Annotated in this window: 10 protein-coding genes; 8 read left to right on the top strand and 2 right to left on the bottom strand. The window is 52.4% G+C overall.

The annotated features are described in order from the left end of the window. Positions 1-1,270 precede the first annotated feature (1,270 nt). The 8 genes from tilS (at position 1,271) to manA (ending at position 12,631) form a co-directional block, all read left to right on the top strand. Positions 1,271-2,701, top strand: a complete 1,431-nt coding sequence (gene tilS / locus GX135_01930; GenBank protein ID NLN84846.1) for a tRNA lysidine(34) synthetase TilS — start codon at positions 1,271-1,273, stop codon at positions 2,699-2,701. 5 nt (positions 2,702-2,706) lie between these two features. Continuing rightward, complete coding sequence (gene hpt, locus GX135_01925; GenBank protein ID NLN84845.1) at positions 2,707-3,240, top strand: hypoxanthine phosphoribosyltransferase; 534 nt, start codon at positions 2,707-2,709, stop codon at positions 3,238-3,240. A gap of 134 nt (positions 3,241-3,374) precedes the next feature. Next, the gene (locus GX135_01920; GenBank protein ID NLN84844.1) at positions 3,375-5,405 is read left to right on the top strand and encodes an ATP-dependent metallopeptidase FtsH/Yme1/Tma family protein; all 2,031 of its coding nucleotides are present in this window, start codon (positions 3,375-3,377) and stop codon (positions 5,403-5,405) included. Then, a complete protein-coding gene (locus GX135_01915) occupies positions 5,405-6,166 on the top strand; it encodes a polyphenol oxidase family protein (GenBank protein ID NLN84843.1) in 762 nt (253 codons plus the stop codon). Before GX135_01920 ends, GX135_01915 begins: the two co-directional genes overlap by 1 nt. Continuing rightward, complete coding sequence (locus GX135_01910; GenBank protein NLN84842.1) at positions 6,114-7,394, top strand: DUF342 domain-containing protein; 1,281 nt, start codon at positions 6,114-6,116, stop codon at positions 7,392-7,394. Before GX135_01915 ends, GX135_01910 begins: the two co-directional genes overlap by 53 nt. 13 nt (positions 7,395-7,407) lie before the next feature. Then, a complete protein-coding gene (locus GX135_01905; protein ID NLN84841.1) occupies positions 7,408-10,536 on the top strand; it encodes a hypothetical protein in 3,129 nt (1,042 codons plus the stop codon). Positions 10,537-10,565: 29 nt separating this feature from the next. Next, a complete protein-coding gene (locus GX135_01900; GenBank protein ID NLN84840.1) occupies positions 10,566-11,444 on the top strand; it encodes a tetratricopeptide repeat protein in 879 nt (292 codons plus the stop codon). Beyond that, the gene (manA, locus tag GX135_01895; protein ID NLN84839.1) at positions 11,441-12,631 is read left to right on the top strand and encodes a mannose-6-phosphate isomerase, class I; all 1,191 of its coding nucleotides are present in this window, start codon (positions 11,441-11,443) and stop codon (positions 12,629-12,631) included. The genes GX135_01900 and manA overlap by 4 nt, the downstream gene beginning before the upstream one ends. 763 nt (positions 12,632-13,394) lie before the next feature. Here manA and GX135_01890 read toward each other — a convergent pair. Both GX135_01890 and GX135_01885 read right to left on the bottom strand, forming a co-directional pair. Then, positions 13,395-15,005: a hypothetical protein gene (locus GX135_01890; protein NLN84838.1), complete on the bottom strand. Its 1,611-nt coding sequence runs from the start codon at positions 15,003-15,005 to the stop codon at positions 13,395-13,397. A 170-nt stretch (positions 15,006-15,175) separates the two neighbouring features. Next, positions 15,176-18,499 (bottom strand): T9SS type A sorting domain-containing protein, encoded by a 3,324-nt coding sequence (locus GX135_01885; protein ID NLN84837.1) that lies wholly within the window; start codon positions 18,497-18,499, stop codon positions 15,176-15,178. Between the last annotated feature and the right edge of the window lie 41 nt (positions 18,500-18,540).

Raw genomic sequence — 18,540 nt, 5'->3', positions numbered from 1 at the left:
GTGGGTGAAGAATTGTTTTAATGTGGGGCTGGTCTCAGCCTATTTGGTTCTCCTTTTTGGCTGTTACGGGCCCGGTTTGATTTTGAGGGTTGAGATTTTTGGGAAAAAGGCGCGGATTGAGCTTGGACGTGGTCTGCGTGTTTCATGTGCGATGATGTTTGGCAAAACGCCACAGGCGGCAAAACGCGTGCTTTTTTGTGGTGGGGAAAAGTGTGGGGCTAAGTTGTGAAAATTGCAGGCGCTTCTGTTTGCATTTCTCCCCTGGGCTTTTGGAGCCGAAGAGAAAAAAAAAGCAAAGCTTTTAGCTCTTGGTTTCATTGACATTTATCCTTTGCGCGCCCGCGCTTTTGAAAAGGGTCAACATTTCCTTCTGCGGCTCTTTACTCCACTGCAGGTCAAGTAGATAGACTTTGTATGGAAGCCACAACTAAGGTGCAATTGACATATTTTGGATTGTCAAATTTTTGTCAAGCAAAATGCTTTTGAGACGGCTGGAGGCGAGGTGGTTCACGCAGATTACGCTGATAACGCAGATTTTTTAATAGATTAGGGATACACAGGATGCTGTGGATGCAAAAGGGATTGGAGTGGAGGCGAGATGGCGAGGTGGTGTTCCGAGTCGGTTGACCTGAAAGCTCTGCCCCAGGCGTCATCTTGGCGCGCCAGAATGACAGGGTTGGGGCAAGTAACCAGTTGACATACCTTTAGCGCGCCTTCTTGCTTGCCGCCTTATGTATCCCTTATGTTTCAAAGGCAAACATAAGGCACATATAGGTTTAGCATCATTGGTGTTTTTTACAAGGGACTCGTTCTATAAATATGGTGAGATGGTCAGATGGAGAGGCGAGGAGTCGGTGTAAGTTGGCAGTATAGAGTTGTGAGTTGTCAGTTATCCAAGGCTTAGTCTGGCTTATGATTAGCAAAACCGGGTGGTCGGAGGAACTTTTTTTACTACCCAGGGCTGGATTCTTCACTTCGTTCAGAATGACGCGTCGGCTTGAGTTTGGTGGTGATGTGTAAAGCCTGGCTGCTCATAAACCATTGTTGACATTAAGGTCTGAATCCTTCACTTCGTTCAGGATGAGGGTCTGGCGCTACCTCGCCATCTGGTCGTCTCGCCACCTCACCAAAACCAACCCCTTTTTTTAATCTTCATCATCATGTGCATCACTAATCCATTCATATAAAATCGCTACGAAGCCAAATCCCTTGACACAACAGCGCCCTTCAAAAATCATAGCTTATCATAGTAAATTCAAAAGGAGCGTCCATGGCCCGGCTGGATCAAGCCCTTGATAAATTAGAGAGTTACGCGCGGGATATGCGGATTTTTTCCCCCGGCGCGAAGCTTTTGCTTTGCGTTTCCGGGGGGGCGGATTCGATGGCGCTGCTACTTTTATTTACACGGCTTCTTTCCCGCATTCGGCTCACACTTTTGGTGGTACACGTGAATCATCAATTGCGCGGTCCATCCAGCCACGCCGATGAAGACCTGGTGCGCGAACAATGCCAGGAATTGGGGGTTCCCCTGATTGTGCGCAAGATTCGCGTTGCCCAGGGTGCTGGCTTGGAAAACCGGGCGCGGCAACAGCGCTTTGAGGTTTTTGAGGAGATTCTCAGCGCCTACCGCTTTGATCTCATCGTGACCGGTCACCATCTGAACGACCAAAGTGAGACCATGCTGCTGAACCTGGCGCGCGGCGCGGGTTTGAGCGGCCTGGCCGGTATCCGGCCCCTGGCTGGAAACGTGGCGCATCCTTTGCTTTGCTTTGAAAAACAGGAATTAATCCAGATTTTGGAAGAGGAAAAAATGCCCTGGCGCGAGGACGCCAGCAACGAAGACCAGAGCTTAAAACGAAACTGGGTGCGGCACAGCCTGATCCCGCTTTTGGAGACGGAGCTGAACCCCCGCCTGGGCAGCAGCCTGGGACTTCAGGCACGCATCTTCGCCGAGGCGGAGGAAATGCTTTTGAAGCGTGCCCAGCAATTGATGAAGAAGGTGGCGCTGGAGCAGGAACCGGAACGGATAACGCTTTCGCTGCCGGAGTTTGAGCGCTGCAGCCGTCTGGAGCGCTGGTATATCCTGCGCGAATTCACCAGCCAGCTCAGCGGCAGTGAACGGGACTTTTTTTCCTATAACTTCCAGGAACTGATGAACTTGCTGGATTCTCAAGGCTCCAAATATGTGCCCCTGGGGCGCGGTTTGAGGGCGGTGAAGGTTTACGACCGCCTGATTTTGGAGCCAGACGAGGAGCCGGAGCCCGTGCCGGAAGAACTGAGCATCGGCGAAGACCGTTCCCGCGCTGTTTGGGGGGATTACCGCTTCAGCTTCAAGCTGTTGAAGGTTTTGCCCGCGCAGCCTGAGGAAGACCCTCTGCGGGTGTTTCTGGATGCCGATAAAATCAGCTTTCCGCTGCAAATCCGGGCACGCCGTCCGGGAGACCGTTTCCAGCCGCTGGGCATGGACGGACAAGTGAAGCTGAAAAACTTTTTTATAAATGTGAAGCTGCCCCGCTTTGAGCGCGACAGGGTTCCCATCTTCGACGATGGGGATAAAATTGTGTGGGTGACAGGCCTGCGGGTGGACGCCCGCGCGGCATTGGACCCGGACAGCTCACGATTTTTGTTGATTAGCGCGGAAAACATGAAGGCGCGCCCCAAAAGGGCTGCCAGCCGCGTGGAAGCCAGGAGAATGAAATGAACAGTATGAACCTCGACCTCTCGGCAGTATTGCTGGACGAACACCGCATCCAAGCCCGGGTGCGGGAAATCGGCACGCAGATTGCCCAGGAATATAAAGATTCGGTGCCGGTTTTAATCGGCATCATGAAAGGCGGCTTCGTGTTTTTAGCCGACCTCTGCCGCAGCATTACGATTCCGCTGGAGATTGACTTTATGGCAATATCCAGCTATAACGGCGCCAGCAGCACGGGAGCAGTGAAAATCCGCAAAGACATCGACACAAACATCGCCGGCCGCCACGTTATCGTTGTGGAAGACATCGTGGATTCCGGGTTGTCGCTGCAATATATCCGCGAATATCTGCAAAACCATGGCCCCGCCAGCCTGAAGGTTTGCGTTTTGCTGGACAAACCCCGTGCCCACAAGATGGAAACAAGTTTCGACTATGTGGGCTTCCAGATTGATAATGATTTTGTGGTGGGCTATGGGCTGGACTATCAAAACCGGTATCGGAACCTTCCCTATATCGGCATCCTGAAAGAAGAGATTTATTCATGAAAAAGATACAATTTATCGTGGCGGCGCTGCTTTTTGCAGGCAGCCTGGCCGCCGGTAGCCTGGGCGTGACCAACCAACCCGCGCCCCTGCAAAGCGTTCCGGTGGGACCGGCACAGGAGTTTTCCCAGCTTCTGATGTGGTTCATCATCGCCCTGCTGGCCATCACCGTAATCAGTTTGGTGCGTACGATTATTTTGAGACGCAAAAACCGTAGAAACGGAAACAATCCGCCTCCACAACCACCACGGCGTCCGGGAATGCCGCCTCAGGGCGGGCCTCAACTCCCCGCCAAACCGGGGATTTCCTGGACCTTCGTAATCGTGCTCTTGATTTTGGGCAGCCTGATGGTGTTCAGTTGGTTTGGCGGACATGAACAGATGAGCGAGGCGAAATATTCGCAGTTCACAGCGGCTTTGCGCGCGGGCAAGGTGAAGCAGGTCACCATGATGGAGCAGGATCTGCAGTATGAGACCAAGGACGGCAAAAAATTTCATACCCTGTTGCCACCGGTGAACGATCCGGAATTGATGGAATTGATTCGCGATCAACGGGTTGAACTGATCACCAAAAAGCCTTCGCGCTGGCTGGGGATTTTGAGCTATATTTTCCCGCTGATTTTGGTGATTGGTTTTTGGTGGTTTTTGATGCGGGGAATGGGTAATCAGAACGCCAAAGCCTTCAGTTTTGGCAAGAGCCGGGCACGCAAACACGAGGGCGACCGCAGCAAGGTGACCTTCAAAGACGTGGCGGGCGTGGATGAAGCCAAGGAAGAGCTGCAGGAGATTGTTGAATTTTTAAAAGACCCCAAAAAATTCCAGCGCTTGGGCGGACGCATCCCGCGGGGAGTGTTGCTGGTGGGACGCCCCGGCACGGGGAAAACGCTGTTGGCAAAAGCGGTTTCCGGCGAGGCGAAGGTTCCCTTTTACAGCATCAGCGGCTCGGACTTTGTGGAAATGTTTGTGGGCGTGGGTGCCGCGCGCGTGCGTGACCTTTTTGAGCAGGCTAAGAAAAACTCGCCCTGCATCACTTTTATCGACGAGATTGACGCCGTGGGCAGACACCGCGGCACCGGTCTGGGCGGTGGACACGACGAGCGCGAACAAACCCTGAACCAGCTTTTGGTGGAAATGGACGGATTCGAGCCAAACGAAGCGGTGATCATCATTGCCGCCACCAACCGTCCGGATATTTTGGACCCCGCGCTGTTGCGACCGGGACGTTTTGACCGTCAGGTGACGGTTGATTTGCCCGACATCAAGGGACGCACCGAAATCCTGAAGGTGCACGCCGCGAAAGTGCCTCTGGGCGAAGATGTGAGCCTGGAGCTGATAGCACGTGGAACGCCGGGATTCAGCGGGGCGGATTTGGCAAATATCGTGAACGAAGCCGCCTTGATTGCCGCCCGTCACAACAAGCAAAATATCAATATGAGCGATTTTGAAGAGGCGAAGGATAAATTGATTCTGGGCAAGGAAAAGAAGAGCCGCGTGATTCCAGAGGAAGACAAACGCCGTACCGCCATCCACGAAATCGGGCATGTGCTCACTTCCGTTTTTCAGGAAAAGACCGAGCCGGTGCACAAGGTTTCCATCATCCCGCGCGGTTTTGCCGCTGGCGCCACTCACTTTTTGCTGTCGGACAAAACAAATTATTCGCGCAGCTATCTGGAACAGATGATGACCGGAACCCTGGGCGGACGCGCAGCGGAAGAGATTGTCTACAATGAATTTACCACCGGAGCGGGCAACGACCTGGAGCGGGTGACCGACATCGCCAAAAAAATGGTCTGTTCCTGGGGCATGAGCGAAGCTTTCGGACCCATGACCGTGGGCAAGGATCACGGTGAAGTGTATCTGGGCAAAGAACTTATCGGCCGCGATACCCATAGCAACGAGACCGCCCAGCTCATCGACAGCGAAGTGCGGGGCTTCATCAGCCGCGCCTACGATCGGGCACTGCAGATTTTGCGCAAACATCGCGGACTTCTGGAAAGCTTGGCAGAGGAGCTTTTTGAAAAAGAAACCCTGGGCACGGATGAGATTTTTGAATTCATCCTGGCTGCAGTGGACGACGATGACCGACAGCACATTCAGCAAAAACTTGCCAAGGCGCGGGAAATGCGTTTTGGACACAGCGAAAGCCAGGAAGAGGAAGCCGACAGTTGATGAGCGCTCCAGCCCCAAACCCAACAAAACTGAAGCCCTGGCTGCATCTGGGTGGCAAAAATCCGGAATTTCACGCGCTGTTGCGGGAAGGGAAGGATTTTTGTGTGGAAGGCAAAAAGATAGCGCTTTCCAGCCTGGTGATTGCCCAACAGGTTCACGACGACGGGGTGCATGTTTGCAAGGCTGAAGACAGCGGCGCTGGAATCACCCAGCCGAAAATTGCCGGAGCGGACGCGCTGATCACAACCATCCCCGGGCAATATCTTTTGATTCGAACCGCGGATTGTTACCCCATCCTGTTGGAAGATAAACAGGGTCGGGTAGTTGCCGCAATCCACAGCGGCCGCGAAGGCACCCGGTTGAACATTGTTGGCAAAACCATCCGTGTTTTGAGCGAAGAATTTGGCATCCAACCCGTCGAGCTGTGGGCTCACGTGGGCGCCGGCATCTGCGCGCAACACTATCAGGTGGACGAAACCACCTGGCAACACTTTCGCCAAAGCCAGCCACTGCCGTGTTTATGCAATCCCGAAGATGGCAGCCGCGTGATTGACCTGCGCGTGGCGGTTTTTCGCCAGCTTATCGAAGCAGGTTTGCCCTTTTACAATATCGAACAGGATTTTGCCTGTACCCTTGAATCTTCGAACCACCATTCGCATCGCCGCGACGGCGGCCCCCAAAGACAGATAAACTTAATCGGACTTGAATATGAGCAAGATCCTCAGGAACCGAGCCGGGAATATCCGGCTGGAACTGCGTGAAGACCGTCTTTCCGCCTGGCTGACCATCAGCGGCGAAAAAAGGCTGACCGACGAACAGGACATCCTGGACCTGATCGGGGAAGCGGGTATCCGCACCGGATTTGAAGAAGCCGCGCGTTATATGCGCAAACACGGCTTGGAAAAAGATTTTGACGTGGCTTTCCCCATCGCCATGAGCCGGCGCGTGAAGGGTGAAAGCAAGCTGAACTACTTTTTTGACCTGAAGGAAGCGAAAGATTTCAGCGGAAAAGTGGATGTCACAGAGTTGGAGGGGCTCACCTGCATTGAGGCAGGCACAGTGGTGGCAGATTATGGCGGAAATATCTTCGAACGCCAGGGCTCCATCTACGACATCTATGGCGAAATGCTGCAGGATGAGGATTTTGACATGGAATCCGCAGGGCAGGTGGCGGGTGAAAATGTGGTTTTCCAACCCGAAAAACGTCAATTCATTGCCGAGGGCAGAGGATTTATCAGCGTGGACGAAACCGGACGTATCTCCGTTTTGAAACGTTTGATTTTGGATGAACTGCCCACGCAAGCCGGTGTTGAGATCAGATGTCCAGCGGATTTGGAGATTCTCGGCACGGTACACATGCAAAAACTGCGCGTGGCGGGAGACCTGATCGTACGTGGGGATATTTCCCACAGTGCGCTGCATTGCCTGGGCAGTTTAAAAGTTGAGGGCGACATCGTGGATTGTCGTGAGCCCGGGCTGAACGTGGAGGGAAACCTGGTATGCCGGGATATTCGCTCTTCGCGGGTGCTTTGTGGCGGCGGATTGCGTTTTGAGGATCTCATCAGCGGCAGCGAAGTGGTCGTCGGCGGCAGCATCTTTAGCGAAAACGGCAGCATCCGCGGTGGTCACAGCGAATGTGGCGGCAGTTTGGACGTTTTTAACCTGGGCGAGCCCCAGGGCGGGGAAACCGAGGTGGAACTTAGCATCGGGCCCTACCACAAAGCACTTCTGATGCAGATGACCAAAGAGCTGGTTCGCCTGCGTGAAATGGGGGACAGCGAAGCCAGCCAGGAATTGAGTGCGCGGGTGAAAGCCCGTGAGGAAGCGCTGGACGCGGAACTGAACCGATTTTTAACCCGCCCCAAGGCGGAAAAGTATTTTTTGAGGGCGCGCGGAACAGCGTATCCGCCTTTGGAGGCAAGGGTTTTAAAATATGAATATAGCATCCGGGAGCCCAAACAGGGCCTCGAGATCTGGGAAAAAGATTAAAGGAAAAAACACAATGAAACGAATTTTCGCGGCAATGCTGATTCTGATTACTGCGACGGCTTGGGCATTGGAACCACGCTTCCCAACCGACCCCGCCGTCTCGCCTGATGGCAGCGAGATCTGTTTTGTTTACGACGGAGAGCTGTGGCGCGTGCCCTGGAACGGCGGAACCGCCATCCGGCTCACCGCCACACAAGAAGACGAGTTTGGCCCACAGTGGTCTCCCGATGGCAAAACCATTGCCTTCAATTCGAACCGTGGCAGGGGCAGTTTTGTGTATCTGATGCCCGCTGAAGGTGGCGAGGCGTGCGCGGTTTTTGAGGAAAGCTACATGCTTTGCGATTGGTTCGCGGACGGACAGGCGCTTTTGGTGACGCGCTACAATCCGGGTTTTGGCTCATCATTTTATAAAATGCCCTTGGATGGCAGCAGGCCTGTGCTTTTGGCGGAAATCGGTGATAGATTTGCCAGCCTTTCACCGGATAATAAAAAGATTGTGTTCAACCGCCGTGGCGATCCCCATCGTGAGGCCTACCGCGGCAGCACCGCCGGCGAACTTTGGGAAATTGACATCGACACAAAGAGCTATACCAGGCTGACCTTTACGGACTTCACGGAGCGCTATCCGCGGCATTCCCACATCGGGGACAGGCTCTATTTTTGCGCTTCGGATGGACAGCGTTTCCAGATTTACAGTGCCGACGACATGGATTTTTCCAAACCCAGACAGTTGACGGATTTCCCGCAGTGGTCTGCCCGGGATATAAATATCGCGCGCCAAAACGACCGCATGGCGTTTGAGATGTTCCACGAAATTTGGACTTGGGAACCCGAGCGCGGCGCGGCGAAACTGGAAGTGAGGATTGGTGAAGACCAATGGCGGCGCGACCTGCAAACAGAAAACGTGAAGGATGCCATCGAGGCTTTCGCGGTTTCGGGAGACGACCTGCTGGTGGGCTTCAAATACAAATATGACGCTTTTTTCATGCCCCGCAAGGGGGGTGAAGTGCTGCCGGTGGGGACGGATCTCACCGCCATCGGTGCCATGGAATTCTTGGAAGATGGGCGCAGCCTGGCTCTGAGAATGATGGACGGAGGCATCGGCAGGCTTTTCAGCGTGAAATGTGAAGAGGGCGCCAAACCACAACGCATGGAATGGTTCGGCGCGGACAGCCTGGACGTGGATCGTTTTTACCGGGATGAAGCTTCCGGGAAATGGGTGCTGTTTTATGGCGATAAACTCCAGAGCGGACGCATCGCCGTGGGCGGTCCCGGACTGAAAGACCTGAAGCCCATCAACAATAACCGCGCTTCCATTGGCGATTTTGCCATCAATTCCACCGGGGAATATGCCGTTTTTGCCACCACCCGTGAAGATATCTGGATGCGTGAACTTTGGCTGCACGATTTTGCCAGCGGTGAAAACCTGAAGCTGATGAACGACGATATGTGGATTAACTCCCTGGCTTGGACACCGGATAACCGTTCCATCCTGATTGGCAGGGGCGGGGATATCTTCAGGCTGGATCTGGCACCCAGAGATGAATTTGAATTTGAGATTGACAATTGGGACGAGATTCTGAACCCTTCCGAGGAGGAAAACGCGGAGGATGTGGATATGGAAATTGAGATCGACATCTCCGAGACAAATGAAGACGAGCCCCAGGAAAAACCGGCGCTTCCACTGAATATCGTTTGGGAAGGTTTGGAAAAACGACTGTATCCCATTTTGGAGGAAAGCGAGCGCAGCCTGAGCGTGGAACGCGCCATCGACGACAGCACTTTTTATTATTATGCTTGGGGCAGCGGTGATGACCCTGGCATCAAGCTGAAAAAAGCCAATATCCAGGGTGAAAACGTGAAGGACGTGCACGACCTGGGAAAAAAAGCGAAAAGCCCCCGCCGCGTGGGAGACAAGCTTTACTGGCTGAACGACGGCAAAATCAGTTGGTTCCATCTGGAAAAACGCAACAAGGGTGAAGTGGGCGCCAGCTTCAAATATGAATACAGCCTCAGCAAGCTGAACACCCGCGTTTTCGAACAGGTTTGGGGTGCTTTTGGCCTCAATTTTTATGATCCGAACATGCATGGCCAGGATTGGGACGCGCTTTACGAGCTCTACCACCCCTTTGCCGAAAAAGCACGCAATATCAGCGATATTGCCTCCATCGTGAACGAAATGATTGGCGACGTTGACGCCTCCCACACAGGTTTTTATCCCCGTCGCGAAGGGAGCATGAAATATGAATCCCCGGCCTATCTGCCCTTGGAATTCAACTGGCAAAAGCAGCTTGAGGAAGGCTTGGAAGTGAGATTGGTTTATCCAAATTCATCTCTTTTTGGCTATTATGGCATCAAAACCGGGGATATTGTGACCGCCATCGACGGCGAGAAAATCATGGCCAACACTCCGCTGGATAAGCTTTTGTTGGGCAAGGAAGGCAGCCGTATCAACCTCGAATATCTTAGCGATGGCGAGGAAAAACAGGCCACGCTCACAGGCTTGGGATGGGACGAAATCCGCGCCCTGCGCTATGACTATGAAACGGCATTGAGCCAAAAAAAGGTGGATGAACTCACCCAGGGACGCGTGGGCTATATCCACATCCCCAGCATGGGCAGCGAGGACTATAATAATTTTTACCGTGATCTTTTCCGCGACAACGTGGACAAGGAAGCCCTCATCATCGATGTTCGTGGCAACACGGGCGGCCATATCCACGACCAAATCATCAACCTTCTGAACCGCCAGCCCTATGCCTGGTCCACTTCCCGGCGCTACAGCGGCATCCAAAATCTGGAGCCCAGGCGGGTTTGGACCCGTCCCAGCATCGTGCTGGTGGATGAAGGCTCTTTTTCCGATGGCGAGATTTTCCCCACCGTCTATCAGGAATTGGGCTTGGGAAAGGTGGTGGGACAGCCTTCCAGCGGCTCCGTGATTGGAACCTGGCAATATCGCCTTTTGGATGGTTCGTCCATGCGCATGCCTGGCTCCGGCTGGTATAAACTGGACGGCACAAACATGGAAGGAACCGGTGTGCGACCCGATATTTTGGTGGAAATCACCCCCGAAGACCTGATTTCCGGCAACGATACCCAGCTTTTGCGCGCCGTGGAAGAAATTCTGAAGGAACTGCCCTGAGGTTTTTTAAATGAAGATTGGAGCAACAAATGCCGGCAGATGAAGATTTGCGAAAACTGATTCTGAGGGCGGAAGCGCTGATGAGAACAAACTGGCTGCACGCGGCTCAATTGCTGATGCAGGCGGTGGAGGAAAACCCCAACGATCCGAGGCCGCTGATTGCCCTGGGGGATTTCTATCAAAAACGTCAGCTTTACGACAAAGCTGTGCGCTGCTTCCAATCGGCATTGAAGCTGGATCCAAACGATAATCAGCTCAAACTGGTCATCGGCAACACTTTTTTTGCCCAGGGCGAATATCAATTGGCCATTGTGTATTACGACAAAATCAGCCAGCCCAGCACAGACGTTCGCTACAACAAGGCATTGGCGCTTGCCTATTTGGGAAAACACCGCGAAAGCATTGCCATTATGCGGGAATTGATGAGCGTGATAGACAACAATCCCTTCATCTATTTCCTTTTAATCGAACAGCTTTTCCGGGTGGGAGATTTCGAAGCCGCTCAGCTCTGCATCGCCAAAGCCGAGGCGAGAATCGGATCTCATCAACACCTGCTTTTGCTGAAAGCGCTCAGCTTTGCCCATTTCAAAAACTGGCTGATGGCACTGAACGCGTTTATGGCTTACGACCGCCCGGGAAACAGAATGCAGACCGAACACAGGCTGGTGTATGCGGATTGCGCCGTCAGAAGCGGAATGCCCGGCTTGGGAATCTCTGTTTTGGAGCGGGCTGTGGTGGATAATCCATATTCCATCGGGGTTTACGAAGACTTGGTGCGCCTGCTGTTGCGTGAAAAAGATCATGTGAAAGCGCGTAAATACCTCAAACAGGCAAAGCGCTTTTTTCCGCTGTTGAGCCCGATGCTGCAACTGCTGCAGGGACGCCTGGGCAGGATTGAGGAACAATGATGGCGCTGCACAGGCTAATCGCGCCGCTGAAAAACTATGCCTGGGGTTCGCCGGAATTCATTCCCCATCTTTTGGGAAAAACGCCAGATTCGGGACTGCCTGTGGCAGAAATGTGGCTGGGAGCCCATCCCAGCGCATCCAGCATTTTGGCTGAAAACGGGCGCAGCCTGCGCGAACTGATTGCTTCAGATCCCGATCGCACCCTGGGACGCGGCGTCGCTCTGGCACAGGGAGAGCTTCCCTTCCTGCTGAAGGTTTTGGCGGCGGCAGAACCACTTTCCCTGCAGGCTCATCCCAGTGCGGCTCAAGCCAAGCTGGGCTTCGAGCGCGAGAACAGCCTGGCGCTGCCTCTGGATTCGCCGCTGAGGAACTATCGCGATCCTCTGCCAAAGCCGGAATTGCTCTGCGCTCTCACGCCCTTCAAGGCCATCTGCGGTTTTCGTCCCGCGGATGAGATTGCCAAAAACCTCAAGGATGCCGGTGTTTCGGGGTTTTTACGCAAATATGATGTGTTTGAGCTCCATCCCAATCCGCGCACTTTCGCCGATTTGTCAATGGAACTCTTGAATTTGGGGCAGGATACGTTGTCAAAGGCTTTGGCAGCCTTGGATGAAGCCCTGCCAGGAAATGTTCTCGATCCCGAGATTCGGGATTGCATTTTGGGGCTCAAACGTCACCATCCGGGAGACCGGGGTCTGCTGGCACCGTTGTATTTGAATATTTTCCAGCTCGAGCCCGGTGAGGCGCTGTTTTTGGAAGCGGGCGTGTTGCACGCTTACCTGGAAGGCGCGGGCATCGAAATTATGGGAAATTCAGACAATGTTTTGCGCGGTGGACTGAGCCCCAAACACATCGACAGCCTGGAACTGGCGCGTGTTTTGGATTTCAGACCGTATCCGGGTGGAATTTTGAAGCCTGAAAACATCGGCTCCGGCCTGGAGGCCTATCGCACTCCCGCGCGGGAATTTGAACTGCGACATTTGCGCTTGGATGGCTGTGGCGTCGTTTTGAAATTAAACGAAGCTCCGCTGATACTTTTATGTGAGGATGGAAACGTCAGTCTGAAGGCAGCGGGGGAGAGCCTGAGCCTCAAAAAGGGCGAAAGTGCCTTCGTGAGCGCGGAACCGGAAAGGCTGGAACTGGAGGGAGTGGGGAAGCTTTGGCTGGCGACTTTGCCGCTGTTGTAAGTTTTTTGGCGAGGTAGAGAGATGGCGAGGTAGTGTGTGGAGTCAATTGCACTGAAAGACCTGAGTCTACGCGTCATTCTGAACGAAGTGAAGAATCCAGTCCATGTAGGGAAAAGGCTTTAAAGGACAATCCCCACTTCGCTCTTCAGGCTGAAAACCCTGTGCCAATGAGTCATTATGTGGCGTAGCGATAGAATCCAGTCCCTGTTTTTCAAGCGGCGCGTTAGCGCCGACGGCAGGCGATAAGTCTTTGGGGTGATAGGCCGGTTCGGGGCTGGTTCACGGTTTACAGAGTCTGGCTTGTCAGAGGAACATTCTTTAGCACCAAGGCCTGGATCCTTCACTTCGTTCAGGATGACGGGCTGGGCTGGTTTGGCGGTAATTTTCAGGCACAATATGAAAAAGCCCCGCTATCCATTTTCCGGATAAATCCGGAGGTCCGACCGGTTAAAAACCGGTGTTCCTCAATTTCAAATCCTCCCTGTCTGGCAGCCCTGGAGTATTTGCATATTATCCGCCGAACATCCCCTGTTTTTATGGGTTTGATCATGAGGCATGAATGTGTGACGCCTGAGCCAGGGTCAAGGAAGACCAAGAGTGTGAGACTTTAAGACGGGGGACTGTTGTAAGTTGTCAGTATAGAGTCGTCAGTTGGTAGTGGGTGCTTTTTTCGTCTGACACGCAGCGAAACGACAAAACGCTACAACTTTTAATACATAATCAGCCTAATCGGCGTAATCAGCATGAACCTTAAACAGAATCATCAAAACTGGAATTCAATCCCCAAACTCAGGGATTCGATTATCTCATCTTTTCCTTTAATCTCCCCGTCACCATTCACGTCACGGTAATACTCCCGATAGCGGCAAACCAAATTGTAGTTATCACTATAGCTGTAAACGATTCTGCCGTTTATCTGCGAATTTGGGTTGCGCCAGTTTCGCAGGTCCATTTTATTCACATCTGTCTGCGCGTAATAGATGGAAGCCTCTTTTAGGCGGGGAAATTTTTCCGGCATGAAGCTCAGTTTTGCCCACAGCGATTTTCCCTTCACAACGTCATCACCAAACATATTTTGATATGCCACCTTCATATAGGCAAAATTCGCGATGTTTGCCTTCAGATAGCCAAACCAACCCAGGCTGGATGTTAGATCAGCCAGCTCATCCTGTTTCAGGCGCAGGCTGTAATGGCGGCGGCCATCTATAACGGTGTCAACCACTTGGCAACGCTGTTCGTCGTAAAGATAGTTGAAATATGCCGGCAAAAAACTCTCGTTGAAATGGCGGAATTCCACCTTCATATCGAAAATCAAAAAACGTGCCGCCAACCCGGGCAGGATGATGCCGTTGCCGTGGTCGCGCATGATGGCATACTCGCCGTAATTGCTCAGACGCAGGCCCTCGGTGTCCACCAGCGGCAGCTCATAATTCAAGCTGTAAATCCACATGGGCTGGTTTTTGGGATAAAAAGCGGCGGAATCCGGAAACACCGCCGTGTCGAAAGGATAATCCGGATAGTTTTCCAAGATATTGGGGAAAATCTCGTTCACATAGGGGTTGAGGTCGGGATGGTCGATGATGGAATTGCCGTTTAAATCGATATCCAGTTCATCTGGAATACCGTCGTCATCGGTATCCAGCCAAAACCGTGGATCATGGGGAAATTTATCGTATATGTCTGGAATGCCGTCGCCATCGGAATCGGGATATTTGCCACAGGGATTGCGATCGGCGCCAAAGCTTCCACCAATGCTGATGTTTTTTAGAATTGGCAAGCGTGTGCCCAGCAGGGGTTTAAACCCTGCCTTGCCGGCAATAATCTCGTTTTTGGAAATGTCGTGGGTATAGAGTTCAAAACCAAAGCCATAGGCGTTCGTGTTCGCGCCCAGGTAGGCTCCGATTGGTTTTTCCTCGGGATAGCGGAGCATATTTGAATAGTCGTCGAAAATCAAGCCATGGCCCAAAGTGTAATCCGGAATGCAGCCCACCTTGAAATAGAGCGAATCCCGCCGGTCGGCAAAGCGCAGATAAAAAAGCTTTTTGGCGAGGTCTTCCCAGTTTTCCCAGCCGGTTCGGCGCAGGCGGCCTTCACCATCGAAAAGCAAATCGATGTCCATGCCGATGCCCACCTTCCAAATTGACATTTCCGGACGCAGCCTCACCTGGGAATACCAGTTTCCCCCCACCATAATATTGCCGAAAAGCCCACCCAGCCCATAATTAGGCCGGGAAAAAACCTCATAAATGGGGTCATCCCAAGCTTCATCTCCAGGGAAAATATATTCGTCGTTCAAGCTTTGCGCGCTGAAAGCCGCCGGCAAAATCAGCAGGACGAAGAGAAGAATCCCGGGTGCAAAGTTTTTCTTTTTCATAGCTTTCGCTCAAAAATGCCTTGTTTCCGCTTTCTGTCAAGCTAAATTTGTTTTTTGGAAAATAGATTGTGGGATACACGGGAGGGGGAAAATGAAAAGGATTGATGAACCAAAAAAAGCCGGGCGACGTATAGCCACCCGGCATCGAGCTTATCTTATGATTTAGATTATTATTTCATCAACACCGCTTTGCGGAGGAAGCTGTCGTTTCCAACCGTCATGCGGATATGATAGACTCCGGTTCCGCAGGCGCGGCCCTGATCGTCACGACCGTCCCATTCGGTGCGATAGTGTCCGGGAGCCTTTTGTCCCATCGGGATGCGCTTCACCAGCTGTCCGCGGGCGTTGTAGATTTCGAAGTTGACATTGGCGGCTTCCTTCAAGCTGAAGGGGATGAAAGCCCTGGGGTTGAAGGGGTTGGGATAGATGGCTTTAAGCTCTGTGACCAGCGGAATTTCCGGAACGCTGCTGCCAATCGTGTTAAACTCGATGCTCACAGGACCGTGGAAGCTCACGGTGCCATCCATGTCTGAGTTTTGCAGCCAGTAGTAGTAGTATCCGTCTTCAAAGAGTTCGGTGTCCTTGAAGATATAGCTCTGCTGTTCGGATGTGTTCATGGCGGGGATAAGTTCACTCACCGTGATGGCGTCGGCAAGAAGGTTTTCCGTGCCGCGCAGCACATAGAAGCCCAGCACGCCGGTTTCCGACTGCGTAATCCACATCAGGTTCACAAAGTTGTCCGCCGAAATGGCTGCGGTGAAGGAGGAAAGCTCCACCGGCACAGATGGGTTGGCAAAGGCCCAGATGCGGGTCTGGGTGGAGGCACCCAAGTCTGTCACGCCGTCCAGAGTCGCGATGGAATTTGTGACAGGCACATTTGATTCATAGAGGGTCCAGGTTTGGCCGCCGTCGTCGCTTACGTATGCGTCCACATACATCGCGCTGCCCCACTCGGTGGGGTTGTAGAAATTCATTTCCACTCCGCCGTTTTGGGTGCCGTAAGTTTCCCAGGTGTGCAGATATGTAGCGACAGTGCCGGGAATATCATATTGGGTTTCTTCATCCAGTTCCACCTGGAAGTCGTCCACGTAAACATCTTCACCGCCGGAAATATAGAAGTCCTCGGCGTTGTAAATCAGAGCGTAGCCATTGAAATAGAGTCTGCCGCCGATGAATTTTACCTCGTCTTCCCAATCATCATCATCCAACCTGCCGGAGATGATGATGTGGCTGCTCATCGTCAGCTCGTATTGGGTTCCGGAATCCATGTAAACCAGCATATAGTCGATGATCCCATCCTCGGGAATCTCGTAGCCGGTGGAATAGTCTGAATCTCCGGAAGCATAATAGATAAAGATGAAGGTATTCTCAACATAGCTGGGATGCTTATCGAAACTGCCAGCGGGGTTGTTCTGTTCCAGGTTTCCAACCTGCACATAAGCAGCGCCGGGATAGCTTCCCAAAACCAGTTGCGAGGCGTTGGACATCTGTCCGGTGAAGAGGTTCACCCTGCGTGCAGGGATGGGATTATCGCCCGCCAGGGTGGCTCCATATACGTTCGACAGGCACAAGTTGTAGATCAAGCCGGTGATGCTGCCATCATTGGTGAAGGCTTGGGCTTGGTCGCCCTGAAGGTAGAAGTTGGTGTAGGTGCCGGAAAAGTCCAGTGTTCCGCTTAGGGTATTGGTAAAATCTCCAGTGACAAAGAAATAAGTTTCTTCATTGTCATAGTTGCTTCCAGTTCCGGGATTCATGGTGATGCTGCCACTGTTGTCCACATCACCAAGCACCGCCAACACTGCTCCGGAATCGATGATCAATTCACCACCATCATGAATGGTGACTGATGCCGCGTTTGCCTGATTATTGGCATAGCTGTAGATACCAGTCCAGTCCGGATAGGTCATATATTCGCTGTCCACAATCACGGTCATGCCGTTGGGGATGCAGACATCGTCGGAGGAATCGGGAACATATCCTGTGCTCCAGGTGTTGGGATCGCTCCAATATCCACTTTGCACTGCGTAAACGCAACTGGAGCTGCCTGCCACGAAGTCGTCAACCATCAGGAAAAACTTATCCTGCGAAACACACTGGATGGCGAAATACACGTCGGTGTCGAAACAGTCATAAGGGAGTTGAATTTCAAACAGAGTCCAATCCAAACCCACAGTTATGGGGCTGGAATTTAAAGCTGTGAAATCGGTGTAGCTGTTGCCGGTGGTGGAATACAGAACGTTGAAGGTTTCAGGATAATAGGACGGGTCATACGACTTTGCGAAGAAGCTGATGCGTGGATATTTTCCAAAACTCAGTTTGGGCGAGATCAGCCAGTCGTCGTTGGAGCCAGAAGTAGCCGCAAAACAAGCTGCATATTTATCTCCGCTTAAAGCGTCTGCATCGCTGGTGAGTCCAGTGAGTGCAGGGTTTGTTGCACTGGGGTTAAAGATAATGTAGCTGCCTGTGTAGCCGGTATTAGTGAAGTTAATGTCTTGGAATCCATAGGTTGTAGAGCCGTCTCCATCATACTGGGTCCAGGGCAGGAAACTGAGCGTGAAATCTGTGTAGGATTCAAAGTAATCCTCATAAACCTGGCTCACGCCAAAGCCGCGCAGGGAGATGCTTTTGCTGTCTTTCTCACTGAAATCCGCAGGTATAATCTGACCCATTGTGATGTGGTTAGGGGATTTTTCATCCTGGGAATTCGGTATTGTGATTTGCTGCCTGGCTTGCATATTTATGCCCGGCTCAGTTCCCTTGCGGGAATCGGGATATATTTTTTGTTTTTCAAAGCTGATTGGCATCAAATCCAGGCTCTTCTCTCTCGGCTGAACGGGACCGAATGCGCCCATCTTCACAAGTTCAGCCTGCGAAGCGGTTTCAGGATTTACTTCGGCAACGGTATATTTGGCGCCGTTGGAGTCTTCAATCACCAACCGTGCAATTTTTTCACCCTCACAAGTGGGATTGAATTTCACGGTCCAGGAAGCGGACTGACCACCGCCAAGATTGATGGGATAAGTGTTGTTGTCCGTCAGCGTGAACTGATCAGCGTCCCGCCCTTCCAGCCTCACATTGCCGTAGGGAATGGTGAGGGTCCCGCCTCCCGTGTTTGTGGCAGTGAAGGTGCGCGGGGTGCAACTGCTGTTGTTGGCAAATGCCAAGCCGTAGTCCCATTCTTGTTCTGAGACAGCCAAGACTGGGGTTGCAGAAGTTGTTTCATACACCCGGATATTATCAACCCACAAATAATACCCTTCTGTTGTAGAAAAGCAGTGAAACGCAAAATAGTAGGTGCCTGAACTTGTGGGGGTAAAATCTGCCGTTACTCTGTTTATATAGTTTTCGTTGGTCACACCTGTCAAGGTAAGCAGAGTTGTTGTCTGCGAAGCCACGGTCTGTGCTGTGCCCACGGTAACTTTCATGTTTTCAGGAGCCCATGACGCCCTAACCCGCTGGTAAAATTCCACCTTGTAGGTGTTTCCTGCAGTCATGGGAATCCCTTGCATAAAAGCCCAGGTATTGGCAGGGTAAT

The sequence above is a fragment of the Candidatus Cloacimonadota bacterium genome (assembly GCA_012522635.1).
GTDB lineage: Bacteria > Cloacimonadota > Cloacimonadia > Cloacimonadales > Cloacimonadaceae > Syntrophosphaera.
The sequence above is the reverse complement of the archived record's forward strand: the minus strand, read 5'-3'. Positions and strand labels throughout refer to the sequence as shown.